Origin of the sequence: Bacteroides stercoris ATCC 43183 (assembly GCF_025147325.1) — a bacterium.
GTDB classification, from domain to species: Bacteria; Bacteroidota; Bacteroidia; order Bacteroidales; family Bacteroidaceae; genus Bacteroides; species Bacteroides stercoris.
The window spans coordinates 682,674-702,790 of the sequence record NZ_CP102262.1 but is presented as its reverse complement, the minus strand read 5'-3'; the positions used below and the strand labels follow the sequence as shown (position 1 = coordinate 702,790).

Here is a 20,117-nt window from a genome sequence, read left to right as displayed (position 1 = left end):
ACCTTACCACTTTTTCATAACCACTTTTTCATACGCTCCTTCATTTAGAACTTTCAGGGCTTGTAGTACGCTGCTGTCCGTAGTATTCATTATCTGGAAGTATTCATTCATATCCCACAGGTCGCGGGCTATCAACGCTTTTAGTTGCGTCTTGATGAGCGGCAGGGACTTCCGGTATTGCTTCTCGTCGAACTTAATCTTTTCTTGTTCCGCAAGAGTCTGCATGTTTGCTAATATCTCATCGCTGATTTCGAACTTATCGTTGAACGTTTCGAATTTCTTATATTTGCTTTGCAACTCTTTCCGATGGCTTTCTATAAATTTCATAGTTGTCTTGATAACGACACCTTTAGCAACGATATTCCGATGATAATCTGTGTATTGGGTGGTATCTATCGGCACGAAGAAGTCGGGCATGATACCGCCACCGCCATAAACGGTGCGCGCTAATTTTTTTGTCTGGTACTTCAGGGAATCGGGGAAATGTATGCTGTCGGCATGCATTAATTCGCCATGATTAAAGCGGTCTATCAATTCCTGGTTGTATTTTTCCAGATTATTTTCCCCGCTAAGCGTGCCGTCCGGGTTGGCGGTCTTGTCATAAGGCTTCTGTATGCAACGGCCGGAAGGAGTATAGTAGCGGGCAATGGTCAGGCGTATCATAGAGCCGTCCGGCAGGTCGATAGGGCGTTGCACCAATCCTTTGCCGAAAGTGCGCCGGCCTACGACTACACCTCTATCCCAATCCTGAATGGCTCCGGTTACGATTTCACTGGCGGATGCGGAATATTCATCCACCAGAACGACGAGACGGCCGTCTTTAAACTTTCCGTTTCCTTTGGCATGGAAATTACTGCGGCGTGCGGCTCTGCCTTCCGTATAAACAATGAGGTCCTTTTGTTGCAGGAATTCATTGGCGAGGTCGATAGCGGCGTTCAGATAGCCACCGCCATTTCCTTGCAGGTCGAGTATCAGGTCTTTCATTCCTTTTTTCTGCAACTCCTTTAATGCTTTAAGAAACTCTTCGGCAGTGGTTGCCCCAAAGCGATTGATGCGGATATAACCTGTCCGGGGCTGTATCATATATGCGGCATCCAGACTGAGAATAGGTATTTTATCCCGTTTTACAGTGAAGAATAAGGGTTCATTTACTCCGCGGCGCACGATTGTCAGTTTGACTTCCGAGCCTTTCTCTCCGCGTAACCGGCTCATGATGTCTTCCGTGCTCATTTTAACTCCGGCAATGGCGGAGTCGTTAACGGCTATGATGCGGTCGCCGGCAAGAATGCCTACTTTCTCCGAGGGACCGTTGCTGACGGGCTGTACTACAAGCAGCGTATCTTCTATCATTTGGAACTGTACGCCGATACCTTCGAAGTTGCCTTGCAGGGGTTCGTTCATTTTCTTTACTTCTTCGGCATTGTTGTAGGTAGAGTGCGGATCAAGCTGCGCCAGCATCTTGATAATGGCCTCTTCCACCAGTCTGTTCTCATCCACGGAGTCCACGTAGAGGTTGGCTATGGCAAACTCTGCCATTTGCAACTTGCGGAGAGCTTCATTGCCCATTTTCTGAGCCTGCGCCGTTACGGCACATATACATACTATAATAGCAAAAATCTTCTTCATTATTCTTGTCACTAACTACCAATCATTTCATCTCATCACTCATTTCCATTCCTTCCGGAAGGAACATGCTTATATCCTTTCCGAATTGCAGCAGTTCGCGTACGGTAGTGGAACTTACGCAGGTCAGTTCCGGTTCCGTAAAGAGCAGAATGGTTTCAATTCCTGTCAGCTTGCGGTTTATATCGGCAATCGTTTCCTCGTACTCGAAATCCTTTACCGTGCGTATGCCGCGTATAATCAGACTGGCATCCACTTCTTTGGCGAAGTCAATGGTCAGACAGTCGTATGACTGTACCTTGATGCGCGGCTCGTCCCGGTAGTAATCCCGTATCATCTTTTCGCGCTTTTCAATAGGGAAATGCGTATTCTTATTCTCGTTGATACCTATTCCTATGACGATTTCGTCAATGAAAGTCAGCGCACGGCGCACTACCGAAGCATGGCCGATAGTGAACGGGTCGAATGTGCCCGGAAAGATTGCTCTTCTCATGATGCTAAATCTTCTTCTATAACCAGATTATCGATGATAAAGTTTTGCCGTTCCATAGTGTTTTTACCCATGTAGAACTCCAATAACTCTTTTACTAAGTCTGTTTTGCGTAAGGATACCTGTTCCAGACGCATGTCTTTGCCGATGAAATGTCTGAATTCATCCGGTGAAATCTCTCCCAGACCCTTGAACCGGGTGATTTCCGGATTCGGACCTAATTCCTCAATTGCTTTCACCCGTTCGTCCTCTGTGTAGCAATAGCTTGTTTTCTTCTTGTTGCGCACACGGAACAAGGGAGTCTGCAAGATGTATACATGCCCTTTCTTTATCAGATCGGGGAAGAACTGCAGGAAGAATGTGATGATAAGCAGACGGATGTGCATGCCGTCCACATCGGCATCGGTGGCAACAATCACTTTGTTATAGCGAAGCCCTTCGATACCGTCTTCGATGTTCAGCGCCGCCTGAAGTAAATTAAACTCTTCATTTTCATAGACTACTTTCTTTGTCAGGCCGTAGGAATTGAGGGGCTTACCGCGTAGGCTGAATACTGCTTGCGTGTTTACATCGCGGCTCTTGGTGATGGAGCCGCTGGCGGAATCACCCTCGGTAATGAAGATACACGATTCCGCTTCCTGGTCTTTGCCTTTACCGTCGCTCAGGTGGAAGCGGCAATCGCGTAACTTGCGGTTATGCAAATTAGCCTTTTTAGCCCGTTCGCGGGCCAGCTTGGTAACCCCGGCAATAGCCTTGCGCTCTTTCTCGGAGTCCTGTATCTTTTGCAGCATGACTTCGGACACTAACGGATTCTTGTGCAGGTAGTTGTCCACTTCCGTCTTGATGAAGTCGCCTACATATTTGTTTACGGTAGGGCCTTCGGGCCACATATTGTTAGAGCCTAACTTGGTCTTGGTCTGACTTTCGAACATCGGTTCTTCCACATCAATGGCAATGGCGGCTACCAGTCCGTTGCGGATGTCGGCATAATCCTGGTTCTTGTTATAGAACTCCTTGATGGTGCGGGCTATATGTTCCTTTAAGGCAGTCTGGTGCGTACCGCCCTGTGTGGTGTGCTGTCCGTTTACGAAAGAATAATATTCCTCTCCATACTGGTTGGTATGCGTAAAGGCTATTTCGATGTCTTCCCCTTTCAGGTGGACGATGTCATAAAGCCCCTCGCTGGTCATGTTGTCTTTCAGAAGGTCTTCCAAACCGTGGCGGGAGATAATCCGTTGCCCGTTGTAGATGAAAGTCAGCCCCGTATTGAGATAAGTATAGTTGCGTAGCAGTGTCTCTACAAACTGGTTCTGGAAGGAGTAATTGGTAAAGAGGGTGTTATCGGGTTCAAAGAAGATATACGTACCGTTTTCTTCCGTACTGTCCTCTGTCAGGTCGCTTTGCAGTACGCCTTTCTCGAAAATAGCCGTGCGTACTTTGCCGTCGCGGTAACTGCGTACCTCGAAACGGCTGCTGAGTGCATTGACTGCCTTGATGCCGACACCGTTCAGACCAACGCTCTTTTTGAATGCCTTGCTGTCGTATTTACCGCCGGTATTCAGTTTGCTGACTGCCTCTACCAGCTTTCCTTGCGGAATGCCTCGTCCGTAGTCGCGTACGCTTACGCGGAGATTTTCTTCTATGTTGACTTCGATTCGTTTGCCGGCACCCATCTTGAATTCATCGATACTGTTGTCCATTACCTCTTTCAGCAATACATAGATACCGTCATCATTTTGCGAACCGTCGCCAAGACGGCCTATGTACATGCCCGAACGGACACGGATATGCTCCATGTCGTCCAAATGGCGAATGTTATCTTCATTGTATTCAACCTCACTGCTGCCGGTATTTGTACCGGTTGTCTTTTCCTCATAACCGGCAGAACCTTCCAACGGCAACATCATATTATTATCTTCCATAGAAAACATCTTGTATTGTAAGCACTGATATTTCGCAAAGTTAATAAGAAAATCAATATAAAACACCCTATGTAAACAAATATATGCCCTGAAACTTTTTTCAGTTTACTGGGTATTTAATAGGAAAAAGTATGGTTGAAAAGGTTGTTAGGCTATAGGAAAAACCTCGTTTTCCAACTGCGGGCTCCACGGTTGCCAATTGCGGGCTCTTCATCCCGCATATGCAAACCGGACATCCCGCAGTTGGAAAACGAAGAAAAGGTATAGGCAAAAGCAAGTTATCCTTGATAGATTGGTATATTTATAATGGGGAAAACGGATGTTTATCAATGGGGAAATGGTGTGTAAGACCATTATATTTGCCGGCACAATTGCAAACTCTTAGACGGAAAGGGAGGTAAGGTGATGTGTGCCGGCAAAATGCGGGTCTTTTGTATGCTGATGAACTACGTGTTTTTAGATTGCCTTGGTAAATGCTCTTCTACGCTTATGCTGTTCGGTCTTGAAATATTCCCATTGTGCCTGTACCTTGCCGTTTTGTTCCAATTCGGGGTTGCTTTCCGCAAAGACAAACCCCAGTTTCTGATAAACGGGGATTAGGTCGGAGAATAGCAAGGCGTTTACGCCCTTGTTCTGATATTCGGGTTTCACGGCTACCAGTAACAGATCCAGCATCTTGGCACGGCGTTTCATAAACAAGGCTTTCAGCAGGTGATACCAACCGAAAGGCAGCAAACGGCCATGAGATTTTTGCAAAGCCTCTGACAAGGAAGGCATGGAGATGCCTACGGCTACCAGTTTGTCTTCGGCATCTGTAACCAGCGTCACCATGCGCAGGTCCAGAATGGGCAGATACATCTTTACGTATTGGTTAATCTGGCGCTGTGACAGGGCAGAGTAACCGTACAACGGGCTGTATGCTTCGTTCATCAGCTCGAAAATGGCTTGTCCGTAGTCGCGGGCAATCTTCTTGGCAGATGAATATTTCTTGATTTTGAGATTGTATTTACGTTGGATTAGGTCCGAAATACGCTTATGCTTGTCGGGTATGGCATCCGGGATATAAATCTTGTATTCTACCCAGTCGGCATCTTTCTCAAAGCCCATGCGTTCCATGTGTTGCGGGTAGTAAGGGTAGTTATAGGTGGTTGCCATTGTGCTAAGCTGGTCGTAGCCTTCGATAAGCATACCTTCCGCATCGAAATCGGTGAAGCCTAACGGGCCTTGTATATGGGTCATGCCCCGTTCCTTGCCCCATTCTTCAACGGTATGTATAAGGGCCTCCGATACTTCGGGGTCGTCGATAAAGTCAATCCAGCCGAAGCGCACCTCTTTCTTGTTCCAGGTTTGGTTGGCTTTATGGTTGATGATGGCGGCTACGCGTCCTACGATTTTATCATCCTTGTAAGCAAGAAAATAATCGGCTTCGCAAAATTCGAAAGCGGCATTTTTCTTCTTGTTGAAGGTATTGAGCATATCATCGTAGAGATCGGGTACCGAATACGGATTGTTTTTGTATAGTTTGTAGTTGAAGCGGATAAACTGCTTCAATTCCTTTTTCGTAGAGACCTTTTTAATTGTAATTGCCATAGTTGTATGTTGTTATGAGCCGGCAAAGATACATGAAAATCTTTAAAAACGGGTGTCTTACAGGTTATAAATGAGGAATGTCGTATATGCAACGTAGCAAAGCACCATGATGCTTCCCTCAATGCGGGTGATGGTACGCTTGGCAAAGAACAGCCCGAAGAACCAAAGCAGGATTCCGGAACCTGCCAGTACCCACAAGTCCAGATTAGTGATTCCGGTCAGGTGTAACGGAGTGATGGATGCACTGCATCCCAGTACAAAGAACACGTTGAACAGATTGCTGCCTACTACGTTGCCAATGGCTATTTCCGGATTTTTCTTCAAGGCGGCTACAATGGATGTGGCAAGTTCGGGCAGGGATGTTCCGCCTGCCACCAGCGTCAGTCCGATAACAGATTCGCTTACTCCCAGGCTGCGTGCAATGCCGCTTGCACCGTCAACAAAGAAACTGCCGCCGGCAATAAGTGCTCCAAGCCCGCCCAGAATGTAGAGGACAGACTTCCAAAGTGGCAGTTGCCTGATAGTTTCCTCACTGCCGGCTGTTTCTTCGGGACTGTGTGAGGCGATGGCAAAAGTATAACTCAGGAAGATAGCGAAGAAGCAGAGCAAAAGCAAGCCGTCTGTGATACTGAGAGTATTAGCCTTGTCTCCGTTCAGGAATATGTCGTTGGCACAAACCAGTAAAGCAATGGAAGACAGGATGCACAGAGGTATTTCCTTTTGTAATGTGTTCCGGGTTACGGCAATTGGGGCGAACAGTGCGGTGCAGCCCACAATCATCAGTGTGTTGAAGATATTGCTGCCCACCACGTTGCCGATGGCAATATCGGCGCTTCCTTTCAGGGCGGAAGATACGCTGACCGTCAACTCCGGAGCTGATGTTCCGAAAGCAACGATTGTCAGTCCGATAACGATATTGGGTATGCGGAAGCGTTTGGCAACGGATGCTGCTCCGTCTGTCAGTCCGTTTGCACCTAACAGGATGAGGAGAAGTCCTCCTATAAGTAATAGAATGTTCATGAAGTATATTATTTTGCGCGCAAAGATAATGCAAAATTCTGATTAAACGAGCCAAGAGGAAGTCCGTTTGCGCTTGTAAATGCGGAGAATTGTTCCGAAACCGGGGCGGAAATTATATCTCCACATTATATGGTTACGCGTGACGTAAATGTAAGTACGGCTCCGAAGGATGGTGCTACGGAAAAAGAAATAATTGAAAGAAGTCGTATCGGAATGATGGTTTGGTTCTTTCCGATACAACTTCGTATAATCAGGATTTTCCTATTGACTTAAAAAACGGGTTATTTGCTGCGTGTAACAGTGTGCAGTACATTGCCTTGTTTGTCAATCATGCGCAGTTCCAGTGTTTTTTTATCGGCAGATACTATGGAAAAGCCCGGTTCGGGACTGCAAAAAACGGTACCTTCAATAGGGTTGACTTTGCGGCTGAGCGAACCTGAGGTGTTGGTGATATAATCTATATTACTGCCCGGTACGCGCACATGCTGGAAGTTATGGATATGTCCGCAGATATACATGTCTACGTTGTGCCTGCGGAGTATAGGGTCGAGCCGCGACTGCATATCCCGGCGTTCGCTTCCGTCTTTCGGTGTTTCGGCATAAATGGGGTGGTGTCCGGCCACGATTACCCAGTCTTCTTTAGCGGCGGTCAGGACAGAATCAATCCATGCGAGTTGTTGTTTGTAATCTTGTTGGCAAGCATCGGGATAAGTCTCTTTCTCATTACGGTATTTGTCTATCATCGGAGCGGTATCTACCCAAACTACCCGGATAGTCATGCCTTTGTCTTCAAAAACTTTGGTATAGTAACGTGCGGGCATTGTCCAGCGGCGGCTGATATTCGAATAATCCAGTACGGCTTGCGTGTTGCCGCGGTATTCATGATTACCCAGCAAAGGAAACCAGTCTATCATCAGTTCGGGATGGCTGTAAATCAGTTCGTAATTAGTCATCCACAACGGGTCGTTGACGGAACGTACGCCTTCAAAGTGGTGCACATCACCCGTAGCGAGTACAAACTCCGGATCTGTGCCGTTTTCCGCCATTACTCCCATCAGTTCGGCAATGGGCTTCTGGTCATAATAGCCGTTGCGTCCCAGGTCATTGGCTACATAGAAGTTGAACTTTTTGTCGAATACGGAATAATCGGTAATTTGGGCACTTGCCCAGTTGCCCAGCAGGGCGACGAATAGTAAAAAGAATATTTTCTTCATTGTTTGGATGTTATTTATTCACTGCAGAGGGTATACAGTTGCATTGTTTTTTCATTTAGTGTGTTACAAAAGAAAATGCTCTGTCTCTCTGTGGTGATGTGTTTAAAAATTAATCTTCACTCCGGCATTCACCTTTACACCGTAGTATTCGGCTTGCATGGTACGGTCTTTCGTTCCCTGATAGTAGCGGAGAGGCTGGTTCAGCAGGTTATTGGCTTCGGCATAGAATGTAGTCTTTATTTTCTTTCCGAACGTATAGCTTGCATTGGCGTCCATGTAGTTCACTTTGTCGTAGTAACGGTCGTAGAAAGTGCTTTCACCCATTTCATCGATAAAGTCGGAAGCGAAATTATAGCTTACGCGGATGTTCAGTCCGGCTTTCTCGAAATAGAGCGAAGCATTGGCGGTGTGTGCCGGTGAACCCGGCATACTGAGGCCTTCTTCGTTTTCGCGCCCTTCGAAGTTGAAGTCTTCTACGCGGGAGTGCGTATAGGTGTAAGTTCCGTAAAAGCCGATGCACTTCAAGGCAGGGGCGATGAATCCGAAGTCGCGTTGGTAAGAGAGTTCTACTCCGAGCAGGTTGGCGTTGCCCGCATTCTTGGGCTGTGTGAATCGAGTATATACATTACCCTGATATTCGTAGTTGGTGCTGACTTGGTCTACGATGAAATCATCGATTTTCTTGTAGAAGATACCAGCACTGACCAGACCGATGCTGCGGAAATAATAGTCGGCGCTCAAGTCGAAGTTGTAGGATGTGGTCGGTTTCAATTCCGGATTACCGATAGTGATTTCGTTGTCGGAACGCTTGATGTTTACGCTCGGTACAAGAGCCGAGTACTTGGGACGTGACAGTGTTTGGGTAAATGAACCGCGTACCTTGAAGTCATCGTTTACATTCCACTTTACCAGCAGCGAAGGCAGGAAATTGATGTAGCTGTTGCGCTGACGTTCGGTCTTGCCGGTGATGTCTTCGTCTGCATCGTATGTACGTCCGGTATAAGCCAGATTGGTGTTCTCGATACGCAAGCCGGACATCAGCTCTATGCGGTCTGTGATTTTTGAGTCAAAGCGGACATAGCCGGAGCTGACCGTTTCGCGTGCCTCAAAGTTACCTGCCAGTTCTTCCTGTACTTGTTCTTTCTCGAACAATGCAGGGTTGTTAAGGTCTAATGCTCCGGTGTATTCCTTGCTGGCATAGATTCCTGTCTGGTATTTGCTGTTGGGCATAAAGTGCTTGTTGGATTGGTCAACAGTATTTTTAAGGCTGTTTTCCATAAAAGCATCTTCGTCCAGCGGAGAATATTCGTAGAAGTCCACAGTTTTATCTTTGGTTTTACGAACTACCTTTGCGCCGAATTTCAGTTTGTTGCCATTCTTGAACGGGAGTTTGAAGTTGGCGGAGAATTTCAAGTCCTGCTCTTTGATGTCTTCCTGTTGCTCGGTCAGTTCTTTCAGGCTGAATTCGTCATTCAAGGTCATTGTAGAACCGTCTTTGGGAGATGCAAAAGGCTGGCGTTCGTTGCTCAGGTCTATATCGAATTTCTGTTTCTTGAGTTGGAAGTCGATGTAGCGCTCGTTGGGACGCTCTTCGCTGGCTTTGGCATAACTTGCATGCCAGTCCATGGAAAGAAGTCCGAAGAGATGTTCACCGCCAAGTGAAAAATCCATCGTGCGCTGGCGTTCCAGACGGGCATTACGGTTGTCGGGCGTTCCGGCTTTGGTTTGTATGCGTACGGTGGCGCTGCCGTCCGGTTCAAGGTCTTTCAGGTTAGTGCGGTAACGGTTTTCCCAGTCGTTGCGGTTATTGAAGATACCTTTGAAAGTGAGTTTGTGGTTGGTGCTGATGTCCCAGTCCAAAGCGGCGGAGTAGCTTTGACGTTCGCGGGTTACGTAATACTGGCGCATTTGATAGTCGTTGACGTATGCTTTGCCGTCTTTATCCTGCTCCCAGGTAAACTCGGTGTCGTAAGAACCGGAGGGGGCATTTTGATAGGAGGCAGATACCATCAACCCTAATTTATTATTGAAGAAACGGTCGCCGTAGGTAAATCCCAGGTTCAGCTGGGCTTTTTCGCTAATCCAGTTGTAGCCTGTTCCTGCGGTGGCAGCAATGCTGCGCTTATAGGGTGAGTTCTTCGTTACCAGATTGATAGAGCCGCCAATGGCATCGGCGTCCATATCCGGGGTTACTACCTTGTTTACTTCGATAGTCTGAATCATGTCGGCCGGAATCAGGTCGAGCTGTACGTTACGGGTATCACCTTCGGCAGAGGGTACACGGTTGCCGTTGACAGTTACGGAGCTCAGGTCGGCGCTTGTTCCGCGTACTTGTCCGAAGCGGGCTTCTCCCTGGTCGTACTGCACGTTGATACCGGAGATACGCTTTAAGGCATCGCCGATGTTGGAGTCGGGGAATTTGCCTACCTGGTCGGCAGATACTACATTGGTAATTCCCAAGTTGCTCTTTTGGGCGTTGATGGCGCGGCGCTGTCCCTGAAATGCGCCGCCTACAACTACTTCCTGAAGTTCGACTCCTTCGTTCAGTACCACATCTTTCTCTAAAGTGCGTCCGGCGGGAATTGTAATTTTCAGTTCTACGGGTGAGTAGCCTACATAGCTCACCTTCACTGTATAGGTTCCCGGGTCGAGGTTGGGGAAAGTGTAGAAGCCGTTGACGTCGCTCGTCACGCCTGTGTGTAGTTTCTCGATGTAGATTGAAGCACCCGGGAGAGTTTGCTTGGTTACGTCGATGATACGGCCGCGTACCGTACCTTGCTTAACGATATTTGCTTTTTCGTCGGCCATTGTCGTGTTGCTGGCCGCTGCGAATAGTAGAAGGAATAAGAATGCTCTTACAATTTGTTTCATACCTGTTATTATCTGTTAATAATCTGCGGCAAAAGTATAGGTATGGGATTACGTCTGTCTTACGGAATTTTGAAGAAACGGTAACGATAATATTACAAACCAATTGCAAATGATGCATCAGGGGACGATATAATTTATCTTGTATGTACTGAATGACAGATTATAAGATTGGAATGTACTTTACTTTTATTTGCTTTAACTGTATATTAAGGCTGTTTACAGGCAATCAACAGCTTTTTCTCATCGGCAAGAGTCGTTGCAAACAGGTACATGTCTCCACCTTCCGCCAGCTTCAGGCGTTTTCGCAACTCGGCTACGCTGGCAGGAAAATTACGTACTGTGAGGTTGGCCTTCTTTTCCGTTCCTATCAGCTTTTTAAGTTCTTTCTTGTTGAGACTGCTGCTATCGGTAATGCGGAACTTGCGTCCGGGAAAGTCCGGTATATACTCGTCGGAAGTATAAAGATGACTGTTGGGGTGCAGTTTCTCTACATTATATATAGATGAAACGCTGCGGAAGGCTCCGGCTTTTAGGATGGATGCATTGGGTTCGTACAAGTATGTTTTCAATGTGGGAGTATACGGGCATGTATGTTCTTTCTCCTGTTGGCGGGTGAACAGGAGCTTTTGAACCTTCTGCGATGCAGTGAGGTTGATGCAGTGGATAGGGATTTCTTCAGGTACTAATTCCTTCCCGCGCTCTAATACAAGGAGAAGTTCCTTGCATTCGTTGTTGACGGAAACGACGTGGGCGGCTTGTACATGTTTCAAGTCATGCAGTGCAAGGGTAAGGTCCAGCATGGGAGATAACTTAACCAGAACGTGTGACGCTTTCTCAAGCAGTAAATTTTCCAAAGCGGAAACATCAGGCTCACATTCGCTGATAGCTATTGTTTTGCCTCCGTGTCCATCACGCCGGGCGGGGTCTATGAATATCCAATCTACGGGTTCCATCATTTGCAGATAACGGATGCTGTCTTCATGGCAGACCATGACCTGTTTTAAGTTTAAAAGCGAAAAGTTATGAGCTGCTATTGTACAGAGTGTTTCCTGCCGCTCCACATAGGCGGACTGTTGGAAGCAGGCAGATAGGAAGGCACAGTCGATGCCAAAACCGCCGGTGAGGTCGGTAAAGGTTTTGCGGCTGCCGTATCCCGTGTCTGAAACTATTTTGACCTTATAGTTTGCCGTTACTTCCGAGGAGCATTGTTCCATGGAAAGATGTGTCGGGTAAAGAATACCTTCCCGTGCTGCCCAAGCGGGTATTTTTTCTTCTGCAATTTGACGTCCCACAATTTGGATGATAGCGGCAGGTACGTCTACTGTCGGATACTTGTGTGCTTGTAAAGCAAGGTTGCGTACGTTGTCTTTGCGATGCTCCCGGATAAATTGGAGTGTTTCTTCAGTCAGTGTCATGGGCATTGTTTGAGTAACGGTGCAAAGATACGGATAATTGTGATATGATTGAGGAGTTTTGCCAGCAGACAATCGGCAGGAGGTAGACCGGTTGTCTGCTGAGGCTTTATTGAATCAGGGTAAACTCTACAGGTTGCCCATGCTGGCATTCCACACTCAGTTGGGTTGTGCCGGTCCGGTATGTCGTTTTCACTCTTTTGTCGTAAGCAGACACATGCCATTTACCTTTCAGTTCCAACTCTTTTATTATGATACGGCTGGGTTCTTTGGTTGTGAATGTCTTTTCCGCAATGTTGAGGTTGGGAGTACACACACTCATTACCAAGGCATTATTCTCTTTTTGATACATCACCATTGTTTCTGCGGGCAAGAAAGAGAAAACATTATCGGCAGCCGGTTTGGTATCTTCAAAGACAGCGTATGCCATGGTGCCTGTCAGAATATCGTTTACGGCATGCATCTTGCGGTCGCGTTGTATCACTTTGTAGGTGGCTGCCGGCACATGGGTCTTCAGTTCTTTTCCAGAAGGCTGTATCCATACCATGTATTCGTAGCTTCCATCTTTGGGAGCTGTTCCGTGAGCTATCCATGCCGACGCAAATGTTCCGGTAGTGGGGGTGCGTAACTTTTCGTGGCGCGATTCCTGTTCTGTGATTTGTACCTTTACCTTTCCGTCTTTCACAAAATACAGGTTACCGCAGCCGTCTTCAAGGCAGACCGGTTGTGTATCCGAGGCAGGTAGTTCCTGTTGCAGCCCTATTTGCTGTTCTTTTTCTCCGGTAATCCTGATGAAATCTTTTCCCGGTCGGAAGACGTGTTGGAAAAGTGTTGTTTCCGTAGGATAGTCGCTGTTGCTGTTTTTGATGTCTGTGCCAAGGCAGATTAAGCGGTTATCGAAACAAAATACCGACTTTCGTGCTACGAAATCGCCGGTAAAGTTTTTAAGGTCTCGTTCCATTAATTTCATGGCAAACATTCCGTTTTGGTTTTTCAGAGAACTTGCACCGGCGAATTTTTCCTTGGAGCGTGCCATGGTAGTACCAGGCAGAGGACTGTTCAACAGTTCGAAGGGCAGGTGTATGGTGGTGGTGCCGGGCAGTCGATTCCAATCCCAGCCATTTTCATTGTAACCGCTGGCTTTGCGGGAAGGAGCCCCCATTATTTGTACCGAACCGTAACTTTGATACCGACCGTACCGGTTGTCTTTTGTGTAAATTTCCGCTCCCCATACATCTGTGTTATATCCTTTGAGCGTAACCATCCAGTTATTGCGGCGGAAAATGCCGGCAGAACCGTAATTGTATACAAAAAAGCCTTGCGGCGCTGTTGCCGGAAGTATCCCTTGTTGTTTGAAGTAAGCGGCTTCAGGGGTATTACGTTTGCAAAGGCGCAAATAGTCTGCGGCCAGTTGATGATCAAACGGTTCTCCTTTATCCGAGAAGTCTCCGGATAGGGCAAGGTAGGCAAAAGCGTCTATGTCGTCATCTTTCATGGAACCGCCGAAAGGATGTCTGCCACTGATACCTACGCCCCATTCGTATTTGTTGCAATAGTTGCGCATGGCGATAAGAGCGGATTTCAGTACCTTTCTGGCAGATAAGGTCAATTGATAAGAAGTCTTGTTAGTCAGATTGGTGAATTGTCCCAGCATAGCAAGTGCTCCCGTGGTATAGGCCGGATAAAAGCCGCCATGGTGAAAAGTGGTACCGTCTACTTTAATACCTCCAATCGTACCGGGAGTATATCTCAACGATGTGGATACCCAACGTGAAAGTCCTTTCAGTGCGCGAACCCTTTCTCTCTCATCCTTTGTCATCATGGCTGAAACAATTTTAGGCATCAGCAATGTATGCCATGTATCCAGTAACTCGTCGCGGTTTTTGCCGCATGCCTTACGGGTTTCCTGTAAGGCTGCCCAGAACGATAGTGTTGAAAGGATATTATCGCATGTGGGAGCTTGCCGTATTTTGTCGCGCATCAGCCAGGCTGTGGTGTATATTTTTCTTATCTGATAGCCGTAATGGTGATTGGTTCCCATGCCGCTTCCGAAAGCAAATCCTTGGTTCATGGCATAGTCCCAGACTAAAAAATATTTGTGTTCTGCATCTTTGGATTGATTGTAATAGGCATCATAGGCAAATCCGGAGAGCATTGTTTCCAGATCGTTGAGGGATATTTCTCCCTTTTTGCGGTTCAACTTGTCATCGGGAACTACAAGAGGAGCTCCTGTAAAGCCGTTTCCGGAGCGTTGTATCTGTGCTTTTTGGAATGTAGCATAGGCTTTGTCGATTTTGCCTTGTGAAACTTTATCCGCTGTCAGGACTTTTGTCAGCCGTTCTTCTATGGTTTGTAATTCCTGTTTCTCTGTCGGAGTCAGCGTAGCAGGAAGAGGCAGGTCATATTCCAACTGTTCCCATTGCCATACACGACACCAATGCCATAAGTCTCTAAATGTAAGTGAATTATTGTAGGGCATCTGCATGTCGGGAGTAGTGCGTTGATTCATTTCTTTTACGGGGAAAACGAGACGGTCGAAGAATACGCGTCCGTTGTTGTCCGGAGCAACAATACGGTAACCGGCGATTGTATTCTCTTGCTTATCTCCTTTCATGTGGGCAAAGCCTATCCAACAGGCACGCCAACCCTGAGCGTTTAGCCGGAAACCGAACCTATAAGATACATGACCCGTTGGAGAGAAGAATTCAAAGCGCAGCGAATCTTTTCTGGCTTGTTCGTTGTAAATCCATAGTGTAATCCCGCGCTTTTCTTTTGATATGGAGTCCAGATGTAGGGGAGTATCTAGTTTGACGGTGAGCACGGAACGGGGAGAGAATTGCCATGCAAGGCTTCTTTTCCCTTCTTTGTAGAACTCTTCTGAGGAAGAGAGTTCGTTTGGTTGTACTGTGCAGAAGGATTGTGGCACTCCTTTTTCAAATCCGGTTGTCTGTGCAAAGAGTATGTTGCCAAAGCATAAAAACAGACAATATAACAAATAGAATCGGTACATATTGCGAAATTTTAGCAGGTATGCAAAAAAAGAGGTTGTCTCCGATGTAGAGGCATTCTGCCGCCATCTCTTTCCGGACGGAACGGCAGACTGCTTCATGCCATGAAACAACCTCTTTCGGTTAAGTTAATAAAAAAAGTTGAAGGTTAGAAGAATTGTAGTTCTTTTATTTAGGTTATTGCCAATATTTATTCTGTTCCAATTTGCCGTTTACATCCAGTTCTTTTGTCGGAATGGGGAGGAACTGGTGTTTTTCTTGTGTACGTGCTGCATAATCGCGTGCACCGATAAACTGGTTTCCTGTAGCCCAGCGTTTATCTTGAGTCGCAGCTCCTAATTTGTCGTGTACGGCTTCTACATAAATACCCCAGCGTACCAGATCATATTTTCGCAGAGACTCAAAACAGAGCTCACGGGCACGTTCGTCACGGACGGCTTGTTGGAAGTCTGTATAGGACAAACCCTCCAATTTGGATATGCCTGCACGTTGGCGTATCTCATTAATGCATTCGTATGCTAAATCCGTAGGTCCTTGATGGGCTTCATTTTCTGCTTCAGCCAGCATTAAAAGGACATCACCATAACGTAAAATAGGATAGTTTTCAGGAGTATAACTCTTCTCTTTCATAGAAGAGGTTTCCCATTCGCGGCGGAACTTTCCACATGAACGTTGGACAATCTGTTTGTTTGTCCATGTTTTCTTGTTGTCGTTTACATCATACCAATAAGGAGCGATGGACAAGTCGCGGCGCTTATCGTTTTCTTCGAATAAATCCCAAAGTATCAGAGTGGCTGCATAAAAGCCATAGGCGTATCCCTTACCGGTAGCTTTGGTGCATTTTTGAAGATTGCCTATAACATTTCCTATACGCCCGTCTGTATAGTTTCCTATGCCGTCGGCAGTACGGTTACCGATAAATTCGGCTTCCCAGATGCTTTCATTGTATTCGGTATCATATTTGTCGGCTGCCATGTTCTTCCAGATAGCATAGATATCCGGATTCATCTTATGCTTATTCGATTTTTTTACCTCATTGGCCCAATATGCAGCTTTGGCATAGTAAGGCTGTCCGCCGTTGGCGGGATATCCGGCACGCCACAAGTATACGCGGGCAAGGATACCCATTACTGTATTCTTTTTGATATAAGAGGGAGACTTATCATAGGTCTGGTCATCAACCAAGTTTACGCATTCTTCCATTTCTCCGATAATCCAATCCAAAGCATCGGCATGGGGAGTTGCTTCTATGGATGAATTATTCACATCTTTGAATGAGGTCTTGCGGATGGGTACTTCGTACCAACCTTGTACTAACAGGAAGTGAAAATATGCACGGAGAAATTTAGCTTCACCTTTCATTCGTGTTTTCACACTTTCATCCATGTCGGCTTTATCAACATTCTCAAGAAAAACGTTGGCATTGTTGATTCCTTTGTAAAGAGTCTCCCATGTACCCCATACATGTTGGTTTCCCGGATTATGGTCGTTACCATAGACTTGACTTGCCAATTGTCCGCTTTGGCGCTGGTAGTAACTCAGGTCGTCTACGTTGGATATCATGCATGAGTAATTGTTTCCGTATACCTTCTCGTAGACCAAAGTATAATAGACTCCGGCCAAAGCAGCCGTGCATTCACTTTCATTGGAATAAAAAGTTTCCGGAGCGGTGAAATCATAAGGCTTTGTATCCAAAAAACTGTCGCAGGAGCTCAGCATTATGGCAGAGCATAATGTTAAAACTGTTGCATGGAATAATTTATATACTGTTTTCATATCAGTCTCATTTTTAATATTTGGTTAGAATGTTACGTTTAATCCCAATGACATACTGAAGGCGCGAGGGTATGGAGACCAGTCAAAGCCCGGTGTCAATGGAGAATTACGGGTAGAAACTTCCGGGTCGCTTCCGGAATAACCGCTGATAGTGGCAATGTTTTCGGCAGAAAGGTAAACACGTGCGCTGCTTATATGCAAGGGCTTCAGTGTTTTTGCCTCAAAATTATATCCCAATGAGATGTTCTTGAGTTTCAGGAAAGAGCCGTCTTCCACATAGAGTGAACTGTATTCATTGGAACCTTGCGCCCGGGCTCTCGGTATGTTGCTGGTGGGGTTTTCCGGAGTCCAGCGGTTAGTATAGGCGGCAAACATATTGGTATTTTGTTTGGCGGAAGGGTTTTCGAACACCATGCGGTTGGCATTGAGGATATCATTGCCATAGCTCCATTGGAAGAAGATGTTCAAGTCGAAGTTTTTCCAAACCAGATTATTGGTAAAACCACCTATGTGTTTGGGCTGACCGTTACCGATAGTGGTCTTGTCCTTGTCGTTGATTTCGCCTTCACCTGTCAGGTCACGGTATTTGGGGTCTCCCGGTTGAGTACCGGCTACGTAATACGGGATGCCTTCTTTTAAGGTATATACCTCTTTGCCGTTTTCATCTATTGTCTTGTTGAAGTCCTCATATTTGTAAGTTCCGTCATAGATGAAGCCGTACATTTTACCGGCAGATTCACCTACTTTGCTGATATATGCCGGAGTGGTTTTATATTTGTTATCCCAACTGATATAGCTGGTCATATAAGGTTGTCCTGAGTTCAAGGCTATGATTTCATTCTTGTTGAAAGCGATGTTGAAGCTGGAATTCCAACTGAAATCTTTAGTTTTGATATTGGTTGTTTCCAAGGTGATTTCCAAACCGCTGTTACGCAATTTTCCAACATTTAAGGTAGCAGAAGAGAAGCCTGAGCTGGCAGATATATCGGCATCAAGCAACAAGTCCTTGGTGGTTTTGATGTAATAGTCCATATTCAGGTTAATTCGTCCATCGAGGAAGCCGAGGTCCAGACCGAGGTCCAATTGTTCGGTTGTTTCCCATTTCAGCTTTTCATTCTGCATGCTGCTCAATACATAACCCGGTACAAACTGACCGTTCCACGGATATTTGTAAAGATCGTCATCAGTAATGAGGTGTGCCATATAGTCATAATTGCCTATGCGGTTGTTACCGGTCTGGCCATAGCTGAAACGCAGTTTACCGTTTGACAGCCAGCTGGCATTTTCGGCAATGAAAGATTCACGCGCAAAAGCCCATGCCAAAGAGCCGGAAGGGAAGTAACCCCAACGGTTGCCGCGGGCAAATTTGGAAGAACCGTCGGCACGCATGGTAGCTGTTATATAGTAACGGGAGTCGTAGTTATAATTGATACGTCCGAAATAAGACATCAGTTTGTTTTCGCCTTTGGAAGAATTTACGGCTGGTGTGCTTCCCTTATCGAGTCCTGCCATGCCGAAAGATTCATTGCTGATTTTTTCCGTCCGTATAGAATGTATATAGCTGGTATTTTTCTGAACAGACATACCGAGCATCGCATTGAAATTATGAGAGTTCTTGTTCAGTTGGTAGCTGAGTGTATTTTCGTTCAGGTAACTTCTTGCTTCACTTTGGTATAGATAAGCGTTTATTCCCTTACTTTGAGTGTTGGAAGGGTGGCTGTTACCGGTGCGTGTCTGAGAACCGTTGAATTCTTCGTTTTTGTAGTCGGTTGATGTATATCCGGCTGTAACTTTCAGTTTGAGTTTCTTAATTATCTCATATTCGGCACCTACATTAAACTGGAGATTATTGGTTGTCTTATGACGGTATTCGTTTTGAGCAGACTTCACGGGGTTAAAGCGGTAGTCCTCACTCATATTGACACCCTCATCGTACATCTGATTGAGAAGATCGCTTCCAGTAGGGGATACCGGACGGAAAGACCATACACTGTACATGTAGGCGGTAGACATGGAACTTGTGGCGCTCGATACGGTAGGACCGTCCTGAACAGTGCTGGCATAGTTCCCTGTAAAGTCAATCTTCAGTTTGTTGTTTACTTTCTGGCTCAGGTTCACACGTCCTTGATAGCGTTTTACGCCGGAGTTGATGATAACTCCCTGTGTGTCATCGTAAGACAAAGATGTGGTGTATTTCAAATCGCCTTGCGAACCGGTCATAGATATATGATGGTTATGGCTGAGAGCGGTACGGTAGATATAGTCTTGCCAATCGTAAGATTTAGCATTGTGATAGGCATCCAGTGTAGGATAAAGTTCGGTTATATAGTTTTTCTGGAATTCTTCTCCGCTGCCCATGATTTCTTGTTGCAGCATGACAAAGTCATAGGCATTCATCACTTCCGGTGTGTTTTTTACAAGACCTACTTTTACGCTACCGTTGTATGTAATGGTAGGCTTTCCGGCTCCGCCTTTTTTGGTGGTTACGATAACTACACCGTTGGCACCGCGTGCTCCATAGATAGCTGTGGCGGAAGCATCTTTCAAAATGTCTATGGATTCAATATCATTAGGATTTATTGATCCTAAGCCGGAACTTTCGGAAGGGAATCCGTCGATAACGTAAAGCGGAGCTGTACTTCCGGTCAATGAACCGGCACCGCGGATTACTATATTAAAGTTATCTCCCGGTCCACCGTCACCGGATGAAACCTGTACGCCGGCAATACGTCCTCCGAGGCTTTCGGTAATATTGCTGACAGGAGTCTTGGTCAAATCGCCCATATTGGCGGAACCGATAGAACCGGTCAGGTCACGTCTTCTGACATCACCATATCCTACAGCAACAACGGTCACTTCTTCCAAGGTTTGGGTATTTTCTGTCATTGTAATATCAAATTTACTTTGATTGCCTACTTTGACATTTTCCGTTTTGTAGCCGATAAATGAGAATTGTAAAACATCACCATTTTTTACATTGTCCAATTTAAACTCTCCGTTTAAATCTGTGGTTGTCCCATTGGTTGTTCCTTTAATTACAACACTTACCCCGGGCAACTCTCCCATGGCATCAATCACTTTACCTGTAATCTGTCTTCCTGTCTGTGCCTGTACTGCTGTACAGCAGAAAAGGAAGAATAAAAGATTTAAGATAACTTTTGGTCTCATAAAAATAAAATTAAAAAATTAGG

Annotated in this window: 11 protein-coding genes; all 11 read right to left on the bottom strand. The window is 46.1% G+C overall.

The annotated features are described in order from the left end of the window. Positions 1-3: 3 nt before the first annotated feature. Positions 4-1,626, bottom strand: coding sequence for a S41 family peptidase (locus NQ565_RS03005; RefSeq protein ID WP_005655599.1), 1,623 nt, complete (start codon positions 1,624-1,626; stop codon positions 4-6). 22 nt (positions 1,627-1,648) lie between these two features. Then, positions 1,649-2,116, bottom strand: coding sequence for a pantetheine-phosphate adenylyltransferase (gene coaD / locus NQ565_RS03000; protein WP_005655597.1), 468 nt, complete (start codon positions 2,114-2,116; stop codon positions 1,649-1,651). Then, entirely contained in the window at positions 2,113-4,017 is a 1,905-nt protein-coding gene (locus NQ565_RS02995) for a DNA topoisomerase IV subunit B (protein WP_016660905.1), read from the bottom strand. The genes coaD and NQ565_RS02995 overlap by 4 nt, the downstream gene beginning before the upstream one ends. Positions 4,018-4,491: 474 nt before the next feature. Continuing rightward, the gene (locus NQ565_RS02990) at positions 4,492-5,625 is read right to left on the bottom strand and encodes a hypothetical protein (protein WP_005655592.1); all 1,134 of its coding nucleotides are present in this window, start codon (positions 5,623-5,625) and stop codon (positions 4,492-4,494) included. A gap of 57 nt (positions 5,626-5,682) precedes the next feature. Further along, on the bottom strand, positions 5,683-6,645 hold the full coding sequence (locus NQ565_RS02985) for a calcium/sodium antiporter (RefSeq protein ID WP_005655591.1): 963 nt from the start codon (positions 6,643-6,645) through the stop codon (positions 5,683-5,685). A 281-nt stretch (positions 6,646-6,926) separates the two neighbouring features. After that, a complete protein-coding gene (locus tag NQ565_RS02980) occupies positions 6,927-7,859 on the bottom strand; it encodes a metallophosphoesterase (RefSeq protein WP_005655588.1) in 933 nt (310 codons plus the stop codon). A 102-nt stretch (positions 7,860-7,961) separates the two neighbouring features. Then, on the bottom strand, positions 7,962-10,730 hold the full coding sequence (locus NQ565_RS02975) for a TonB-dependent receptor (RefSeq protein WP_005655586.1): 2,769 nt from the start codon (positions 10,728-10,730) through the stop codon (positions 7,962-7,964). A gap of 206 nt (positions 10,731-10,936) precedes the next feature. Further along, a complete protein-coding gene (locus NQ565_RS02970; protein WP_040316021.1) occupies positions 10,937-12,145 on the bottom strand; it encodes a THUMP-like domain-containing protein in 1,209 nt (402 codons plus the stop codon). A gap of 106 nt (positions 12,146-12,251) precedes the next feature. After that, on the bottom strand, positions 12,252-15,152 hold the full coding sequence (locus NQ565_RS02965) for a chondroitinase family polysaccharide lyase (RefSeq protein WP_040316019.1): 2,901 nt from the start codon (positions 15,150-15,152) through the stop codon (positions 12,252-12,254). A 175-nt stretch (positions 15,153-15,327) separates the two neighbouring features. Continuing rightward, positions 15,328-16,926 (bottom strand): RagB/SusD family nutrient uptake outer membrane protein, encoded by a 1,599-nt coding sequence (locus NQ565_RS02960; RefSeq protein WP_040315903.1) that lies wholly within the window; start codon positions 16,924-16,926, stop codon positions 15,328-15,330. A 24-nt stretch (positions 16,927-16,950) separates the two neighbouring features. After that, on the bottom strand, positions 16,951-20,094 hold the full coding sequence (locus NQ565_RS02955) for a SusC/RagA family TonB-linked outer membrane protein (RefSeq protein ID WP_005655578.1): 3,144 nt from the start codon (positions 20,092-20,094) through the stop codon (positions 16,951-16,953). Between the last annotated feature and the right edge of the window lie 23 nt (positions 20,095-20,117).

What these genes read in the sequence shown, in the direction of transcription:
- coaD (WP_005655597.1), bottom strand. Translation starts at nt 2,116, where the DNA reads ATGAGAAGAGCAATCTTTCCGGGCACATTCGACCCGTTCACTATCGGC.
- NQ565_RS03005 (WP_005655599.1), bottom strand. Translation starts at nt 1,626, where the DNA reads ATGAAGAAGATTTTTGCTATTATAGTATGTATATGTGCCGTAACGGCG.
- NQ565_RS02990 (WP_005655592.1), bottom strand. Translation starts at nt 5,625, where the DNA reads ATGGCAATTACAATTAAAAAGGTCTCTACGAAAAAGGAATTGAAGCAG.
- NQ565_RS02975 (WP_005655586.1), bottom strand. Translation starts at nt 10,730, where the DNA reads ATGAAACAAATTGTAAGAGCATTCTTATTCCTTCTACTATTCGCAGCG.
- NQ565_RS02955 (WP_005655578.1), bottom strand. Translation starts at nt 20,094, where the DNA reads ATGAGACCAAAAGTTATCTTAAATCTTTTATTCTTCCTTTTCTGCTGT.
- NQ565_RS02965 (WP_040316019.1), bottom strand. Translation starts at nt 15,152, where the DNA reads ATGTACCGATTCTATTTGTTATATTGTCTGTTTTTATGCTTTGGCAAC.
- NQ565_RS02980 (WP_005655588.1), bottom strand. Translation starts at nt 7,859, where the DNA reads ATGAAGAAAATATTCTTTTTACTATTCGTCGCCCTGCTGGGCAACTGG.
- NQ565_RS02970 (WP_040316021.1), bottom strand. Translation starts at nt 12,145, where the DNA reads ATGACACTGACTGAAGAAACACTCCAATTTATCCGGGAGCATCGCAAA.
- NQ565_RS02995 (WP_016660905.1), bottom strand. Translation starts at nt 4,017, where the DNA reads ATGTTGCCGTTGGAAGGTTCTGCCGGTTATGAGGAAAAGACAACCGGT.
- NQ565_RS02985 (WP_005655591.1), bottom strand. Translation starts at nt 6,645, where the DNA reads ATGAACATTCTATTACTTATAGGAGGACTTCTCCTCATCCTGTTAGGT.
- NQ565_RS02960 (WP_040315903.1), bottom strand. Translation starts at nt 16,926, where the DNA reads ATGAAAACAGTATATAAATTATTCCATGCAACAGTTTTAACATTATGC.